The sequence below is a fragment of the Streptomyces sp. NPDC034049 genome (assembly GCF_055575575.1).
This window is the reverse complement of sequence record NZ_JBVISJ010000003.1, coordinates 18,391-33,991: the sequence shown is the minus strand read 5'-3', so window position 1 is coordinate 33,991 and position 15,601 is coordinate 18,391. Positions and strand designations below refer to the sequence as shown.

Annotated in this window: 10 protein-coding genes; 6 read left to right on the top strand and 4 right to left on the bottom strand. The window is 70.3% G+C overall.

The window, feature by feature from the left end; translation table 11 throughout:
• Positions 1 to 66: 66 nt before the first annotated feature.
• Positions 67 to 1,584, bottom strand: coding sequence for an FG-GAP and VCBS repeat-containing protein (locus ACZ52C_RS09720; RefSeq protein ID WP_469074216.1), 1,518 nt, complete (start codon positions 1,582 to 1,584; stop codon positions 67 to 69).
• A 260-nt stretch (positions 1,585 to 1,844) separates the two neighbouring features.
• Here ACZ52C_RS09720 and ACZ52C_RS09715 point away from each other — a divergent pair, with 260 nt between their 5' ends.
• Positions 1,845 to 2,615 (top strand): DUF6281 family protein, encoded by a 771-nt coding sequence (locus tag ACZ52C_RS09715; RefSeq protein WP_469074215.1) that lies wholly within the window; start codon positions 1,845 to 1,847, stop codon positions 2,613 to 2,615.
• A gap of 109 nt (positions 2,616 to 2,724) precedes the next feature.
• On the opposite strand, the gene ACZ52C_RS09710 is transcribed toward ACZ52C_RS09715, so the two are convergent.
• Complete coding sequence (locus tag ACZ52C_RS09710) at positions 2,725 to 5,019, bottom strand: (Fe-S)-binding protein (protein WP_469074214.1); 2,295 nt, start codon at positions 5,017 to 5,019, stop codon at positions 2,725 to 2,727.
• A gap of 222 nt (positions 5,020 to 5,241) precedes the next feature.
• On the opposite strand from ACZ52C_RS09710, the gene ACZ52C_RS09705 reads away from it, so the two are divergent.
• The 5 genes from ACZ52C_RS09705 (at position 5,242) to ACZ52C_RS09685 (ending at position 11,309) form a co-directional block, all read left to right on the top strand.
• Positions 5,242 to 6,390: an MraY family glycosyltransferase gene (locus tag ACZ52C_RS09705; protein ID WP_469074213.1), complete on the top strand. Its 1,149-nt coding sequence runs from the start codon at positions 5,242 to 5,244 to the stop codon at positions 6,388 to 6,390.
• Positions 6,391 to 7,057: 667 nt separating this feature from the next.
• A complete protein-coding gene (gene dnaK, locus ACZ52C_RS09700) occupies positions 7,058 to 8,905 on the top strand; it encodes a molecular chaperone DnaK (RefSeq protein WP_033524480.1) in 1,848 nt (615 codons plus the stop codon).
• Positions 8,902 to 9,588, top strand: coding sequence for a nucleotide exchange factor GrpE (gene grpE, locus ACZ52C_RS09695; protein WP_469074212.1), 687 nt, complete (start codon positions 8,902 to 8,904; stop codon positions 9,586 to 9,588). Before dnaK ends, grpE begins: the two co-directional genes overlap by 4 nt.
• Positions 9,589 to 9,654: 66 nt before the next feature.
• Positions 9,655 to 10,830 (top strand): molecular chaperone DnaJ, encoded by a 1,176-nt coding sequence (gene dnaJ, locus ACZ52C_RS09690; RefSeq protein ID WP_086797041.1) that lies wholly within the window; start codon positions 9,655 to 9,657, stop codon positions 10,828 to 10,830.
• Positions 10,831 to 10,835: 5 nt separating this feature from the next.
• Positions 10,836 to 11,309, top strand: coding sequence for a heat shock protein transcriptional repressor HspR (locus tag ACZ52C_RS09685; protein WP_078853486.1), 474 nt, complete (start codon positions 10,836 to 10,838; stop codon positions 11,307 to 11,309).
• 84 nt (positions 11,310 to 11,393) lie between these two features.
• Here ACZ52C_RS09685 and ACZ52C_RS09680 read toward each other — a convergent pair whose 3' ends face one another.
• Entirely contained in the window at positions 11,394 to 13,454 is a 2,061-nt protein-coding gene (locus ACZ52C_RS09680) for a PA14 domain-containing protein (RefSeq protein ID WP_469074211.1), read from the bottom strand.
• A gap of 199 nt (positions 13,455 to 13,653) precedes the next feature.
• A complete protein-coding gene (locus tag ACZ52C_RS09675) occupies positions 13,654 to 15,387 on the bottom strand; it encodes a fibronectin type III domain-containing protein (RefSeq protein WP_469074210.1) in 1,734 nt (577 codons plus the stop codon).
• Positions 15,388 to 15,601 lie beyond the last annotated feature (214 nt).

Genomic DNA, 15,601 nt, shown 5'->3' with positions numbered 1-15,601 from the left:
AGGGTTGTACGGCAGTTCGAGAAATTTCTGTGATCTGTGGGACACCAGGGGCGCAGGGGCAGTGGATCAGTTCGCTGCGTCGCCGCCGAGGTTCGGTGAGGCGTGGGTCGACACGCCCACGGCGGAGGGGGAGAGGGAGCGCGCGCCGGTCGTCGTGATCTTCGCGCCGTCGGAGCGCAGGAGGACCACCGAGCCGTTGCCGCCGTTCTCGCCGGCCCTGCCGACCGTCAGGTCCGCCCTGCCGTCCCCGGTGACGTCGGTGAGCTTCACCTCGCAGCCGAAGTGGTCGTGGATCTCGTCCGCGCCGGGGACGCCGGCCGTGGACTGGGCGAGGAAGCGGAAGCCTGCCTCGGTGTCCGGGCCGTTCGCCGAGCCGCGCAGGACCGTCACCGCACCCGCGTCGACGGCCCCCTTCAGGTCCTCGTCGGACACGCCGACCACCAGGTCCTGGAAGCCGTCGCCGTCGATGTCGCCGAGCGACACCTCGAAGCCGAAGCTGTCGCCGCGCTCGGAGGCGCCGGGAACCCGGCCGGTGTCCTGGGTCACCGAGAACGCGGTGGCCGTGACCGGGCCGTCCGCCGAGCCGTAGGTGATGTTGACCTTGCCGCCGGTGACGGACCCGGGCGCGGACAGGACGTCGGGGTCGTCGGTCGGGTCGAACGCCTGGCCGGTGACGATGTCGCCGTAGCCGTCGCCGTTGATGTCGCCGACGGCGCTTTCGACGCCGGGCCTCAACTTCCGGGCGGCGGCCACGGACAGACCGGAGGGCGTGCCGGGCAGGTAGTGGTTGACGTTCCGGCGCCCTGTGCCGCCGGGCTCGATGCCGTTGACGATCAGGTCGGTCCGTTCGTCGCCGTCGACGTCGCCCGCGGTGAGGTCGAGCGCGCCCGTGAACTCCTCCGACCTGATGGCCGCCTTGACGGTGTAGTGGTCGTAGGGCTTGCCCGACCTGGCGATGCCGTTCCCGAAGACATGGATCGTGCTCGACGCGGCGCCGACCGCGAGGTCCTCCGTGCCGTCGCCGTCGAAGTCGCCCGCGGCCAGCGACTTGCCCCAGGCGTGGTGGCGGGAGGGCGTCGGGTCGTCCAGGGTCGTGGCGCCGGACAGGCCCTTCGCCGAGCCCCACACGATCACGACCGTGCCCGTGTCCCGGTGGCCGCCGGTGTCCTCCAGGTCGGCGGAGACGGCGAGGTCGTCGTAGCCGTCGCCGTCGAAGTCGCCGTACGCGCTGACATGGCCGAAGCTGTCGCCCTGCTCGGCGCTGCCGGGGACGCCCGGGGTGTTCTGGCTGAGGGTGGTGCGGTGCGTGGCGGTCAGGCCGTTCGCCGAGCCGTACAGGGCGACCATCTGGCCGGCGTACGTCCTGCCGTCCACCGTGGCGACGGGGGCCGAGTACGCGACGTCGCCGTACCCGTCGCCGTCGAAGTCGGCCACGGGGTGGTGGACCGGGTCGGCGGCCGTCGCCGGCGTGGCCGAGCAGGTGAGCAGACCGCCGGTCAGCGCGGCCGCGGCGGCCGTGGCGAGGGCGAGTCGCAGGTGCCGGCGCGGGGGCTCGCGCCTGTCCGTGTGCTGGTCCATGTGCATGCGGGGATCTCCTGCGGTGGGCGGGGCGCCGGGCGCTCGGGAAGGACGTCGGCGAAGAGGAGACCGTTGGAGGGGTGGGTGGGTTGTACGTGAACTCCGGTGACATCCCGTGGTGTTGGGGCGGGGCGGGTGGTCCGAACGTTCCACCGCGCTCGTGCGTCTGAGCGGTGCGAGGCAATGGCAGTTCGAGGCAATGGCAGTGCGAGGCAGCGACAGTGCGAGGCAGCGGCGGACAGGCCGTCGGACCGGTAGGAGACGAGATGCTGAGCGGTACCCGTGTACGAATCGCCCTGGGCGCCCTGGCCGCCCTGGCGACGGTCCCCCTGGCCGTCGGATGCGCGGCACTGGACACCGGGGGCACGAGTTCCGCCTCGTGCGTGTTCGCCGTGGACTACGGCGACCGGCAGTACCTCGATGCGGGCGAGGTCGACAGCGTCCTCGGCGCGAAGGTGGGCACCGCGCGGGACTCCGTCTGCGCGGACCAGGGCGGCGGTGAGGAGGACCAGGTGCCGGTCGATGAGCTGGCCGTGTACACGGCGTACGCCGTCGAGGGCGTCGACACCGAGGACGCGATCGCGGTCCGTGAGTCGCCGGGGGGCGAGGTGCGCGTCCTGGTCAACGTGGCCGAGGACGAGGGGGTGAAGGCGGCGGTCGAGCGGGTGTTCGGGGAGACCGGCAGCGGTGACGGTGGTGACGGTGGTGACGGCGGTGACAGGGGTGACGGCGGCGCGGCGAAGTGCGCGCTCGTCGTGGAGTTCGGGGAGGGCGAGTACAGCTACCGCGGCGACGTGGAGTTCGAGCTGGGCGCCGGGGCGGGGGAGGCCCGGGCGGTGCCCTGCGGTGACACACCCGGCGAGGTCGACACCACGGCCGAGCCGGCGGAGTACGAGGCGTACGAGGTCAAAGGGCTGGACCCGGCCGACGCCGTGGCCGTCCGCCTCTCGCCGGACGAGGAGCCGCTCCTCGTGGTGCGGGTGACCGACGACCTGCCGCCGGAGATCGAGAAGCTGCTGCCGGCCGAGGAGCGGTGAGCCGCACGGGCGGTGAGCCGCACGGGCCGTGACACGACGACGCCCCCGGTCCGAGCGGGACCGGGGGCGTCGACGTACAACTGGCGTGCGGCGGGGGCTACTTGACCGGTTACTTCACCGGCTGCGGCTCCGGCTCGCTCTCCGTCTCCGCCGCGCCCGCCGGGGGCTCGTCGTCGGGGACCGAGGTCTTGACGGACTCCAGCAGGAGCTGGGCGACGTCGACGACGGTGATGGACTCCTTGGCCTTGCCGTCGTTCTTCTTGCCGTTGACCGAGTCGGTCAGCATGACGAGGCAGAACGGGCAGGCGGTGGAGACGATGTCCGGGTTGAGGGAGAGGGCCTCGTCGACGCGCTCGTTGTTGATGCGCTTGCCGATCCGCTCCTCCATCCACATCCGCGCGCCGCCGGCGCCGCAGCAGAAGCCACGCTCCTTGTGGCGGTGCATCTCCTGCTGGCGCAGGCCCGGGACGGCGGTCATGATCTCGCGCGGGGGCGTGTAGATCTTGTTGTGACGGCCCAGGTAGCAGGGGTCGTGGTAGGTGATCAGGCCCTCGACCGGGGTCACCGGGATCAGCTTGCCCTCGTCGATCAGGTGCTGGAGCAGCTGGGTGTGGTGGATGACCTCGTAGTCGCCGCCGAGCTGCGGGTACTCGTTGCCGAGGGTGTTGAGGCAGTGCGGGCAGGTGGCGACGATCTTCTTCGCCGACTTCGGCTTGGCCGACTCCGGCACGACCTTGCCCTCGTCGTCCATCTCCTCGCCGAACGCCATGTTCAGCGCCATGACGTTCTCCATGCCGAGCTCCTGGAAGAGGGGCTCGTTGCCGAGGCGTCGGGCGGAGTCGCCGGTGCACTTCTCGTCGCCGCCCATGATGGCGAACTTGACGCCCGCCATGTGCAGCAGTTCCGCGAAGGCCTTGGTGGTCTTCTTGGCGCGGTCCTCCAGGGCGCCGGCGCAGCCGACCCAGTACAGGTACTCGACCTCGGAGAGGTCCTCGATGTCCTTGCCGACGACCGGGACCTCGAAGTCGACCTCCTTGAGCCACTCCAGGCGCTGCTTCTTCGCCAGGCCCCAGGGGTTGCCCTTCTTCTCCAGGTTCTTGAGCATCGTGCCCGCCTCGGACGGGAACGCGGACTCGATCATCACCTGGTAGCGGCGCATGTCGACGATGTGGTCGACGTGCTCGATGTCGACCGGGCACTGCTCGACGCAGGCGCCGCAGGTGGTGCAGGACCACAGGACGTCCGGGTCGATGACGCCGTTCTCCTCGACGGTCCCGATCAGCGGGCGCTCGGCCTCCGCGAGGGCGGCGGCGGGCACGTCCTTGAGCTGCTCCTCGGACGCCTTCTCCTCGCCCTCCATGGTCTTGCCGCCACCGGCGAGGAGGTAGGGGGCCTTGGCGTGCGCGTGGTCGCGCAGCGACATGATCAGCAGCTTGGGGGAGAGCGGCTTGCCGGTGTTCCAGGCCGGGCACTGCGACTGGCAGCGACCGCACTCGGTACAGGTCGAGAAGTCGAGGATGCCCTTCCAGGAGAACTGCTCCACCTGGGAGACACCGAAGACGTCGTCGTCACCGGGGTCGGTGAAGTCGATCGGCTTGCCGCCGGAGGTCATCGGCTGGAGACCGCCGAGGGCCGTGGCGCCGTCGGCGTTGCGCTTGAACCAGATGTTCGGGAAGCCGAGGAAGCGGTGCCAGGCGACACCCATGTTGGTGTTCAGCGAGACCGTGATCATCCAGATCAGCGAGGTGCCGATCTTGATCATGGCGACGAAGTAGACCAGGTTCTGGAGCGTGGCGACGCCCAGGCCCTTGAAGGCGAGGACGAGCGGGTACGAGGCGAAGTAGGCGGCCTCGTAGTGGTCCACGTGGTGGATGGCGCCCTCGAGGCCACGCAGGGCGTAGATCGCGAGGCCGATGGTGAGGATGACGTACTCGACGAAGTACGCCTGCCAGGCCTTGGAGCCGGCGAAGCGCGACTTGCGGCCCGCCCGGGAGGGCAGGTTGAGCAGCCGGATGGCGATCAGCACGAGGATGCCGAGGATCGTCATCACACCGATGAACTCGATGTACATCTCGAACGGCAGGAAGCCGCCGACGACAGGCAGCGTCCAGTCGGCCTGGAACAGCTGGCCGTACGCCTGGGCGAGGGTCGGCGGCAGCGTCAGGAAGCCGATCGCGACGAACCAGTGGGCGAAGCCGACGATCCCCCACCGGTTCATCCGGGTGTGGCCGAGGAACTCCTTGACCAGGGTGATCGTGCGCGCCTTCGGGTCGTCCGTACGGCTGCCCGCCGGTACCGGCTGACCGAGCTTCACGAACCGGTAGATCTGCGCCACGGCTCGGGCGATGAGCGCAACGCCGACCACGGTCAGGACCAGCGACACGATGATCGCGGCGAGTTGCATTTCGGGGCTCCTCGGGCCTGCGAGGGTGATTACTAAGCAGTAACTTATGCAGTCCGTCTGAGACTACCCAGTTCTTCTGCCGCACTGTAGCCAGGGGGGCGGTGATCTGCGTCGCTGAGGGTTGCCTGAGTACCGGCCTGTCGCGTTCCGGGGTGATCGTGCTGTTTCAAAACGATCGTGTTATTCGTAAGAAATTGTGACACTCCCCCCTAACGTGGATCCGTGCTGTACGGAATCCTCGCTGCCGCCTCCGCCCTTTTGCTGACCGCCGTGCTCTCGGCGGCCGTCCGCGTGCCCGCGCTGCGGCTGGGGATCGCGGAGCGCCGGCGGGGGCGGCGGGTGCCGTTGCTCGGGGGCCTCGCGGTGATGGGCGGGGTGGGGGCCGTGGCGTGGGTGGGGGAGTGGAGCGGCGTCGCTCCGCTCGGGCGCGAGGCCGGATGGCTGATCGTCGTCGGGGCCGGGCTCGGGGTGTTCGGGCTCGTCGGTGATGTGTGGCGGCTTCCGGCCGTGGTGCGGGCCGCGGCCGTGCTCGTCGGCGCGGCGCTGGTCGTGCCGTACCGCGAACTCGGCGTGCTGGGCGGGGCGACGGGGGTCGTCTGGATCGTCCTCGTGGTGCACGGGTTCAAGGGGATGGGGCGGTCCGACGGGGTGCTCGGTGTGGTCGGAGCGGTCACCGCGTTCGCGTTGAGCGGGTGCGCGGCGGCCGAGGTCATGGACGGGCTGGCCGCGCTGTTCAGCGTGCTGGCCGCGGCGCTCACCGGGTTCCTGATGCACAACTGGCCGCCCGCGCGCGTCGTGCTCGGCACGTGCGGGGCACTGTTCGTGGGCTTCCTGCTCGCGGGGGGTGTGCTCCATGTGTACGCCGTCGGATACGGGGCCGGGGTGGGGGCGCCCTTCGCCCTCACGGCCGTGGCCACCGCCGACGTGGTGCTCGTCCTGGTCTCGCGGAAGCGGGCGGGGCGGGAGCTGTGGCGGGGCGGGCCCGACCATCTCGCCCACCGGCTGCGGCGGATCGGGCTCACGCCGCCGGGGGTGGTGGTGATGATGGGGGTCGCGGCCGCTGGGTCCACGGGCGTGGGGCTCGCCATCCACATGCTGTGGACGCAGCCGCGCACCGCGTGGTGGGTGGCGGGGGTGACGGCCCTGGTCGTCCTCGGCATGCTCTTCGTCCCGCCGCCTGCGACGAGGCCGGGCCCCACGACCTCCGTGCGCGTCCCCCGCCCTGTCCCCACGGGTGCCCGCCGCGCCCCAGCCCCGCTCACCCGCCGCCGCCCCATCCCCGGGGGCCGCGCCCCCGGCCCACCGCCCCGCCCCGACCGCTTCAGGGAACAGGAGGCGGCGGAACTGGGGAGGAGGGGGTGGGTGGGGTAGGGCTGGGGCCGGGTGGGATGGGGTGGGATGCCGGTTGGGCTGGCTGCGCGTGGGCCCCGGGCGGCCGTGGGGCGGCTGGCGGGCGAGGGGGTGGCTGCTCGGGGCGAGAGGTGGGGCGAAGGGGGCGGGTGCGGGTGTGATGGACGGGGGGTTGGCGAGTCGGCGTTGCGTCACGGGCTGGGCATGGGCATCGACGGGCGTACGGGGTGCGCCTGCGCATCGACGGGCGTACGGGCTGTGTCCGGGTATCGACGGGGGCGCCCGGCGCCCCGGCTGGCGGCCCTCCCGGTTGGCTGAGTTTCGGCCGCCGGGCCGGTGGGGGTTCTCGCGCACTTCCCCGCGCCCCTGAGGGGCGTCGGGTTCTGGCGGGCCTGAGGGCGTCGGGTGCGGCCCGTGAGTTCCCTGGCGCTCCCCGTCGCCCGCCGCTCGGCCACCCGTCGCCCGTCACCCATCGCGTGCCCCTCGGCGGCCCGTCGCCCCACCCCCGCACGTCACTCCCGTACGGAGGTGCGCCTCCCAGGTTGGCCGCATACGTGCAGGTCAGCAGGCAGTTGCGTATAAGGAAAACATAAGAGTTGAGCCCCCTCCACTCAGGTCTGTTGACCCATCGAGGGGCGTCATGCACACTTGAGTCCGTTCCACTCAAGTCATTGTTGGAGGAATTGAAATGGCACGTGCGGTCGGCATCGACCTGGGCACGACTAACTCCGTCGTCAGCGTTCTTGAAGGCGGCGAGCCCACCGTCATCACCAACGCAGAGGGCGCCAGGACCACGCCGTCCGTCGTCGCCTTCGCCAAGAACGGTGAGGTGCTCGTCGGCGAGGTAGCCAAGCGCCAGGCGGTCACGAACGTGGACCGGACCATCCGGTCCGTCAAGCGTCACATGGGCACGGACTGGAAGATCGAGCTCGACGGGAAGCACTTCAACCCGCAGCAGATGAGTGCCTTCATCCTGCAGAAGCTGAAGCGCGACGCCGAGGCCTACCTGGGCGAGAAGGTCGCGGACGCGGTCATCACCGTCCCGGCGTACTTCAACGACTCCGAGCGTCAGGCGACGAAGGAGGCCGGTGAGATCGCGGGTCTGAACGTCCTGCGCATCGTCAACGAGCCCACCGCCGCCGCCCTCGCCTACGGCCTCGACAAGGACGACCAGACGATCCTCGTCTTCGACCTCGGTGGCGGCACCTTCGACGTGTCGCTCCTGGAGATCGGTGACGGCGTCGTCGAGGTGAAGGCCACCAACGGTGACAACCACCTCGGTGGTGACGACTGGGACCAGCGCGTCGTCGACTACCTGGTGCAGCAGTTCCGCGCCGGCCACGGCGTGGACCTCGCCAAGGACAAGATGGCCCTCCAGCGCCTCCGCGAGGCCGCCGAGAAGGCCAAGATCGAGCTGTCCTCCTCCACCGAGACCTCGATCAACCTGCCTTACATCACGGCCTCCGCCGAGGGCCCGCTGCACCTGGACGAGAAGCTCACCCGCGCCCAGTTCCAGCAGCTGACGGCCGACCTGCTGGAGCGCTGCAAGACGCCGTTCCACAACGTCATCAAGGACGCCGGCATCGCCCTCTCCGAGATCGACCACGTCGTTCTCGTCGGTGGCTCCACCCGTATGCCCGCCGTCGCCGAGCTCGTCAAGGAGCTGACCGGCGGCAAGGAGGCCAACAAGGGTGTGAACCCGGACGAGGTCGTCGCCATCGGCGCCTCCCTCCAGGCCGGTGTCCTCAAGGGCGAGGTCAAGGACGTCCTGCTCCTCGACGTCACCCCGCTGTCCCTCGGTATCGAGACCAAGGGCGGCATCATGACCAAGCTCATCGAGCGGAACACGACGATCCCGACCAAGCGGTCCGAGATCTTCACCACCGCCGAGGACAACCAGCCGTCCGTGCAGATCCAGGTCTACCAGGGCGAGCGCGAGATCGCGGCGTACAACAAGAAGCTCGGGATGTTCGAGCTGACCGGTCTGCCGCCGGCGCCCCGCGGCGTCCCGCAGATCGAGGTCTCCTTCGACATCGACGCCAACGGCATCATGCACGTGACCGCGAAGGACCTGGGCACGGGCAAGGAGCAGAAGATGACCGTCACCGGCGGCTCCTCGCTGCCGAAGGACGAGGTCGACCGGATGCGCCAGGAGGCCGAGCAGTACGCGGAGGAGGACCACCGCCGCCGCGAGGCCGCCGAGACCCGCAACCAGGGCGAGCAGCTCGTCTACCAGACCGAGAAGTTCCTCAAGGACAACGAGGACAAGGTCCCCGGTGACATCAAGACCGAGGTCGAGGCCTCCGTCGCCGAGCTGAAGGAAGTGCTCAAGGGCGAGGACACCGCCGAGATCCGCACGGCCACCGAGAAGGTCGCGGCCGTCTCGCAGAAGCTCGGCCAGGCCCTCTACGCCGACGCCCAGGCCGCGCAGGCCGCGGGCGGCGAGGCCGGCGCCGGCGCCGGTGACGCCAAGGCCGACGATGACGTCGTCGACGCCGAGATCGTCGACGAGGACCGGAAGGACGGTGCCGCGTGACGGAGGAGACCCCGGGCTTCGACGAGCAGCAGCCGCAGTCGGCTCAGCCGCAGCAGCCTGATGTCCCCTCCGGCTCCGAGGACGCCGAGTCGAAGGCCGCCCCCCAGGAGGGGGCGGCCCCGGCCGGGGACGCGGCAGCGACGGCCCAGGTGGCCGGTCTGACGGCGCAGCTGGACCAGGTGCGTACGGCGCTCGGTGAGCGCACGGCGGACCTCCAGCGCCTCCAGGCCGAGTACCAGAACTACCGTCGCCGGGTCGAGCGCGACCGGATCACGGTCAAGGAGATCGCCATCGCGAACCTCCTCACCGAACTCCTGCCCGTGCTCGACGACATCGGGCGCGCGCGGGAGCACGGCGAACTCGTCGGCGGCTTCAAGTCCGTCGCCGAGTCCCTGGAGACCGTCGCGGCGAAGATGGGCCTGCAACAGTTCGGCAAGGAGGGCGAGCCCTTCGACCCGACGATCCACGAGGCCCTGATGCACAGTTACGCGCCCGACGTCACCGAGACGACGTGCGTGGCGATTCTCCAGCCGGGGTATCGCATCGGCGAGCGCACCATCCGCCCCGCGCGGGTGGCCGTGGCCGAGCCGCAGCCGGGTGCGCAGCCCGTCAAGGCCGAGGGCTCCGAGGAGCAGGCGGCGGCGGCCGACGACAAGGAGAGCGGTGGCCCGGACGAGGGCTGACGCCGACGGCGTACCCGGTGAGGTGCGCGGCGGTGTGCACGGTGAGCGGAAGGAGGGACGTCGCGGATGAGTACCAAGGACTTCATCGAGAAGGACTACTACAAGGTCCTCGGCGTCCCCAAGGACGCCACCGAGGCCGAGATCAAGAAGGCGTACCGCAAGCTCGCCCGTGAGTTCCACCCGGACGCCAACAAGGGGAACACCAGGGCCGAGGAGCGCTTCAAGGAGATCTCCGAGGCCAACGACATCCTCGGCGACCCCAAGAAGCGCAAGGAGTACGACGAGGCCCGCGCCCTCTTCGGCAACGGCGGCTTCCGCCCCGGACCCGGCGCCGGCGGCTCGTTCAACTTCGACCTGGGCGACCTCTTCGGAGGCGGCGCCCAGGGCGGGGGACAGGCGGGCGGCTTCGGCGGGGGCATCGGCGATGTCTTCGGCGGCCTGTTCAACCGGGGCAGCTCCGGCACCACGCGGGTGCAGCCCCGGCGCGGCCAGGACATCGAGTCCGAGGTCACCCTGAGCTTCACCGAGGCCATCGAGGGCGCCACCGTGCCCCTGCGGATGTCCTCGCAGTCGCCCTGCAAGGCATGTTCGGGCACCGGCGACGCCAACGGCACGCCCCGCGTGTGCCCGACGTGCGTCGGCACCGGCCAGGTCGCGCGGGGCTCCGGCGGCGGTTTCTCCCTGACGGACCCCTGCCCGGACTGCAAGGGCCGCGGCCTGATCGCCGAGCACCCCTGCGACATCTGCAAGGGCTCGGGCCGGGCCAAGTCCTCCCGCACCATGCAGGTCCGGATCCCGGCGGGCGTCTCCGACGGCCAGCGGATCCGGCTGCGCGGCAAGGGCGCCCCCGGCGAACGGGGCGGCCCGGCGGGCGACCTGTACGTCGTCGTGCACGTCGACCCGCACCCGGTCTTCGGCCGCAAGGACGACAACCTCACGGTGACCGTCCCGGTGACGTACCCGGAGGCGGCGCTCGGCGGAGAGGTCCGGGTCCCGACCCTGGGCGGACCGCCGGTCACCCTGAAACTGCCCCCGGGCACCCCCAACGGCCGTACGATGCGGGCCCGGGGCAAGGGCGCCTTCCGCAAGGACGGCACCCGAGGGGACCTGCTGATCACGGTCGAGGTGAGTGTCCCGAAGGACCTGTCGGGGAAGGCTCGTGACGCGCTGGAGGCGTATCGCGAGGCGACCGCGGGCGAGGACCCGCGAGCGGAGCTGTTCCAGGCCGCGAAGGGAGCATGAAGGTGATGGACGGCCGCCGTAGGCAGAACTCATTCGGTAACCGGGCTTACGAGCTGACGGAAGAGACACCGGTGTACGTCATCTCGGTGGCCGCCCAGCTCTCCGGTCTGCACCCGCAGACCCTGCGCCAGTACGACCGTCTCGGACTGGTCTCCCCGGACCGTACCGCCGGGCGCGGCCGTCGCTACTCGGCCCGTGACATCGAACTGCTGCGCACGGTCCAGCAGTTGTCGCAGGACGAGGGCATCAACCTGGCCGGCATCAAGCGCATCATCGAGCTGGAGAACCAGGTCGCCGCGCTCCAGTCGAGGGTGGCGGAGATGGAGGCCGCGCTCGACGGCGCCGCCGCGGCCATGCGCCAGCGCGAGGCGGCGGTCCACGCGTCGTACCGGCGCGATCTGGTGCCGTACCAGGAAGTGCAGCAGAGCAGCGCGCTGGTGGTGTGGCGGCCGAAGGGGCGGCAGCCGTCGTCCGACTGACGGTCACAGCCGTCCGACTGGCGGATCGTCAAGTACGGGAAGGGGCCCGGAGGTTCGCACGAACCTCCGGGCCCTTCCCTGTGCTCAGGGGGCCAGGGCCGCCCAGGCGTCGCCGGGGGCCGATTCGGTGCCGTCGGCGTGCAGGGCGGTCACCCAGTAGAAGTGGGTGGTGCCGGCGGCGGCCGTGGTGTCGGTGTACGACGTGCCGGTCACCGGGTCGGCGGTCAGGGGCTCGTAGGCGGCGGTGGCCGGGTTCCACCGGTACACCCGGTAGCCGGTGATGTCCGTCCCGTCGGACTCGCTGGACAGCTTCCAGGTGAGGTCGACCCCGGCCCCGCCGTCGGCCTCGGCGTTCACGCTGACCAGCCAGTCCGCGGGGGTCGCCACGGTGGGACGCAGGTCGAGCTCGGTGACGGTCGTGGACACCATCTTGTCGGCCGACGTGTAGTTGGAGTTGCCCGAGGTGTCCACCGCGTCCACGAAGTACGTGTGGTGCTCGCCGTCCTGGAGGTTCGCCGAGTCGACGAGCCGGCTGGTGCCCGCCTTGACCGTGCCCACATGCGTGTACTCGGTCCCGTCGTCCACCGTGCTGAGCCGGAACACGTTGTACTCGGCGAGGTCGGTGACCGGGCTGTCGTCCCAGTCCAGGACCGTGCCGTACTCGGTGGCGGTGGCCGTGAACCCGGTGACGAGCGGCGGGGCGGTGCCGTCGCCGTAGCCGTGGAAGATGGTCTGCGAGGGGCCCGACTCCCGGCCGAGCGCGTCGACGGTCGTCACCCAGTACACGTAGAACCCGTCGTTGGGGCTGGGCACGACCGTGGTGTCGGTGCAGGTGTAGCTGTACTTGGTGCCATAGGCGGTGTCGACGAGCGTCGGCTCGCAGGGCACCACCCGGGAGTCGACGACGTCGAACGTGCCGGTGGCGTCGTCGAAGCGGCGTTCCTCGCGGTGGACCCGGAACGTGGTGGGCGCGTGCGGGGACACGTCCCAGCGCAGATCGACGCCGCCGCCGTCCTCCGGCCGGTTCTCCGTCTTCCAGAGGTACGGCACCGCGAGCGGCCTGGCGATCGACACCACCGACGAGTACGCGGTGTTGCCCGCCGCGTCCGACACCGCGACCTTGTAGTACGAGGTCTCACCGTACGGGGCGGTGGCATCGGTCGCCGAGTTGCCCCAGGGGCCCTTGACCTCCTCGAACGGCCCGTCGGGCGAGGCGGACCTCAGCAGCCGGTTCGTCTCGGCCCCCTCGGACATCCACCAGAGCGACACCCCGTAGAGGGCGGACTCACCGCTGACCTTCAGATCCCAGACGGTCGGCGCGATCCGGTCCACCGTGGTGACCAGCTGATCGGCCGTGCCGGTCGACGCGTTGCCCGCCTTGTCGTAGGCGCGGACCTCGTAGTAGTACGCCGCGCCCGACTTCGGCAGCCCGGTGTCGGTGTACGAGGTGGAGGTGGTCGTCGCGAGCGGCGTGCTGCCGAACGAAGCGCCCTTGAGCCGCCGGTAGACCTTGTACCCGGCGAGGTCCATCTCCTGGTTCTTCGCCCAGGTCAGCTTGGCCTTGCCCGTCTCCGAGTCGTACGAAGCCGAAGTCCCGCTCGGGACAAGGGGCTTGACCGTGTCGACGGTGGCGGAGGTGCGGGGCGTGTAGGTGAACTTGACCTTGGCGGAGCCGGTCCAGTTGACGTAGTCGACGCGGAGGGTGTGCTTGCCGGAGGGGATGGTGAGGTTGAGGGTTTTGGAGACGGTGGTGGTGCCGTTCTTCCAGAGGTTGATCTTGCGGGCGTCGGGTGTGCCCGGGTCGAGGTAGACGCGGATGCCGTCCAGGCCGGAGACGGAGAGCGTGAACGGGCCGCCGGACCCGAAGTCCCGGGTGACGGTCCAGCGGACGCCGAAGTTGTTGGTCGGGAGTCCGGTGGCGGGTGCGCCGGTGCCCCAGTTCTGGTCGATCGCGCTGTCGCAGTCCGTCTTCTTCGGGGTGCCGGAGAAGGTGGTGTTGGCGAAGAGCTGCCGCTTGAAGACGGGGGAGGTGCAGGTCACGGCGGCGGACGCGGGCGCGGAGGTCGCGGTGAGCAGTCCACCAGCGGTGGCGAGCACGACGGCGGTCGCGCCGGCCGTACGTCTGACTGGGGTTTTCGGGATCACTTGGGTCCTTGGTCCTTCTGCGCCGGTGCCTGTGTGGGACGCCTGGTGCCTGATCGTCAGCGGTCAGGGACACTACCGCCGACGATCAGACAGCTGAGGTGGGGGATTGGTTGTACGGGGCCCGTGGGGCGTGTGTGCCGGACGAGGTCCGAGGCCCCGGGTGCCCAGGTATCGGCCGCCTGCTCGTAGGGAGCGCGCGTTACGCGTCCGGTGAGCCGACCGGTTCCGTCAGGGTGACGTACGAGAACTCCTCGCCGGTGTCGAAGCGGGAGTTGCGATGGATGTCCACGGCGACGACCGCCCAGCGGACCGTCTCGCCGCGAGAGCCGTACAACTCCTGGACATAACTCAGGGGTTCATCGGGGTCCGTCGATCCCTCGTCCACGGAGTTCCACAGCTCGTACTGCCAGGTGCCGTCGACGAGTTGGCCCCGGTAGACGTCATAGTGGTCCACCTCGTCCGCCTCGGGGTTGCTTCGCCATGTCAGCTCGACATCCTGACCGACGATGGCCCCGGTCAGGCCGGTGACGGCCGCCGGGCCGAGGCCGGCCGTGGGAGCCACGGCCGTGGCCGACGCCGAGGCGGCGGACTCGTTCTCGGCGAAGTCGACCGCGGTCACCGTGTAGGTGTACGAAAGGCCGTGTCGAACGCCGGAGTCCACGAACGACGTCTGCGTGGAACGCACCGTGTCCACGAGCCTGTTGCCGCGGTAGATCCGGTAGTGCGACAGATCCTGGGCGATCGGAGTCCTCGGAGCCTGCCAGGTCAACCCGATGCCGGCCGCCGGTTGCGGTGTCGCGGTCAGACCGGTGGGCGCGGAAGGGGCGTGATCACCCCGCGAGACGGGGGTGCCCGCCGACTTCGCCGACTTGTTGCCTGCCTCGTCGACCGCGGTGACCCAGTAGCTGTAGTCGAGGTTCTCCTTCACCGTGGTGTCGAGCCAGGAGGTGGACGTCACCTTCGCCACCTGGACCACGGGGTTGTCGCCGCCGTCGTCGTCCCAGCGCCGGTGGACGAGGTGGTACGCCGCGCCCGGCACGGCGTTCCAGGCCAGCGTGACCCCAGGCTGACCATCGGTCGCCTTGACATGGGAGGGAACGGGGGGCGGGGTCCGGTCGACCGTCGTGACCGACCGGTCCGCGCTGCCGGCCGACTCGTTGCCGGCCTTGTCGTACGCGCGGATCTCGTACACGTACGTCTCACCGGTCTTCGCCAGGGTGGTGTCGGTGTACGCGGCGGAGCCGGCTGCCGTATCGGTCAGTCTCTTCCAGCTGTCACTGGTCGCGGGGCGACGGAGGACCCGGTAGCCGTCGAGGTCCATCTCCTTGTTCTTCGCCCAGGTCAGCTTGGCTTTGCCGGTGGTCTTGTCGTACGTCACGGTCGGGGCGGTCGGGGGGAGCGGGGCGATCTTGTCGACGGTGGCGGAGGTGCGGGGCGTGTACGTGAAGTTGACCTTGGCGGAGCCGGTCCAGTTGACGTAGTCGACGCGGAGGGTGTGTTTGCCGGCGGGGATGGTGAGGTTGAGGGTCTTGGAGACGGTCGTGGTGCCGTTCTTCCAGAGGTTGATCTTGCGGGCGTCGGGTGTGTCCGGGTCGAGGTGGACGCGGATGCCGTCGAGGCCGGAGGTGGAGAGGGTGAAGGGGCCGCCGGAGCCGAAGTCGCGGGTGAGGGTCCAGCGGACGCCGAAGTTGTTGGCTGGTAGCCCGGTGGCGGGGGCGCCGGTGCCCCAGTTCTCGCTGATCCTCGCGTCGCAGTCCGTCTTCTTCGGGGTGCCGGAGAAGGTGGTGTTCGCGAAAAGCTGCCGTTTGAAGGCGGGGGAGGCGCACGTCACGGCGGCGGACGCCGTCGTGACGGTCGCGGTGAGCAGGCCGCCGGCGGCGGCGAACACGACGACGGTGGCTGCGGCCGCCGTCGAGCGTCTGACTGAGGTCATGGGGTCCTTCAGAGGGGGGTGCCGATCGTCGTCGGCGGGGGACACCGCCGGCGACGATCAGACGGTTGGGGTGGGGGGATGGTTGTACGGGGTGGACGGGGCAGGGGGGGAGGGTGGTTCGCGGAGGGCGGTGGTTCGAGGCGGGGGCTGCGGCGGGAGCCGTTTTCTGCGTCACCAGTTCGAGTGAAGCGAGGGCGTTTTCGCAGGTGGACCT

Excerpts from the sequence above, each read along its gene's own strand:
- ACZ52C_RS09720 (WP_469074216.1), bottom strand. The coding sequence starts at position 1,584 with ATGCACATGGACCAGCACACGGACAGGCGCGAGCCCCCGCGCCGGCAC.
- ACZ52C_RS09715 (WP_469074215.1), top strand. The coding sequence starts at position 1,845 with ATGCTGAGCGGTACCCGTGTACGAATCGCCCTGGGCGCCCTGGCCGCC.
- ACZ52C_RS09710 (WP_469074214.1), bottom strand. The coding sequence starts at position 5,019 with ATGCAACTCGCCGCGATCATCGTGTCGCTGGTCCTGACCGTGGTCGGC.
- dnaK (WP_033524480.1), top strand. The coding sequence starts at position 7,058 with ATGGCACGTGCGGTCGGCATCGACCTGGGCACGACTAACTCCGTCGTC.
- dnaJ (WP_086797041.1), top strand. The coding sequence starts at position 9,655 with ATGAGTACCAAGGACTTCATCGAGAAGGACTACTACAAGGTCCTCGGC.
- ACZ52C_RS09685 (WP_078853486.1), top strand. The coding sequence starts at position 10,836 with ATGGACGGCCGCCGTAGGCAGAACTCATTCGGTAACCGGGCTTACGAG.
- ACZ52C_RS09675 (WP_469074210.1), bottom strand. The coding sequence starts at position 15,387 with ATGACCTCAGTCAGACGCTCGACGGCGGCCGCAGCCACCGTCGTCGTG.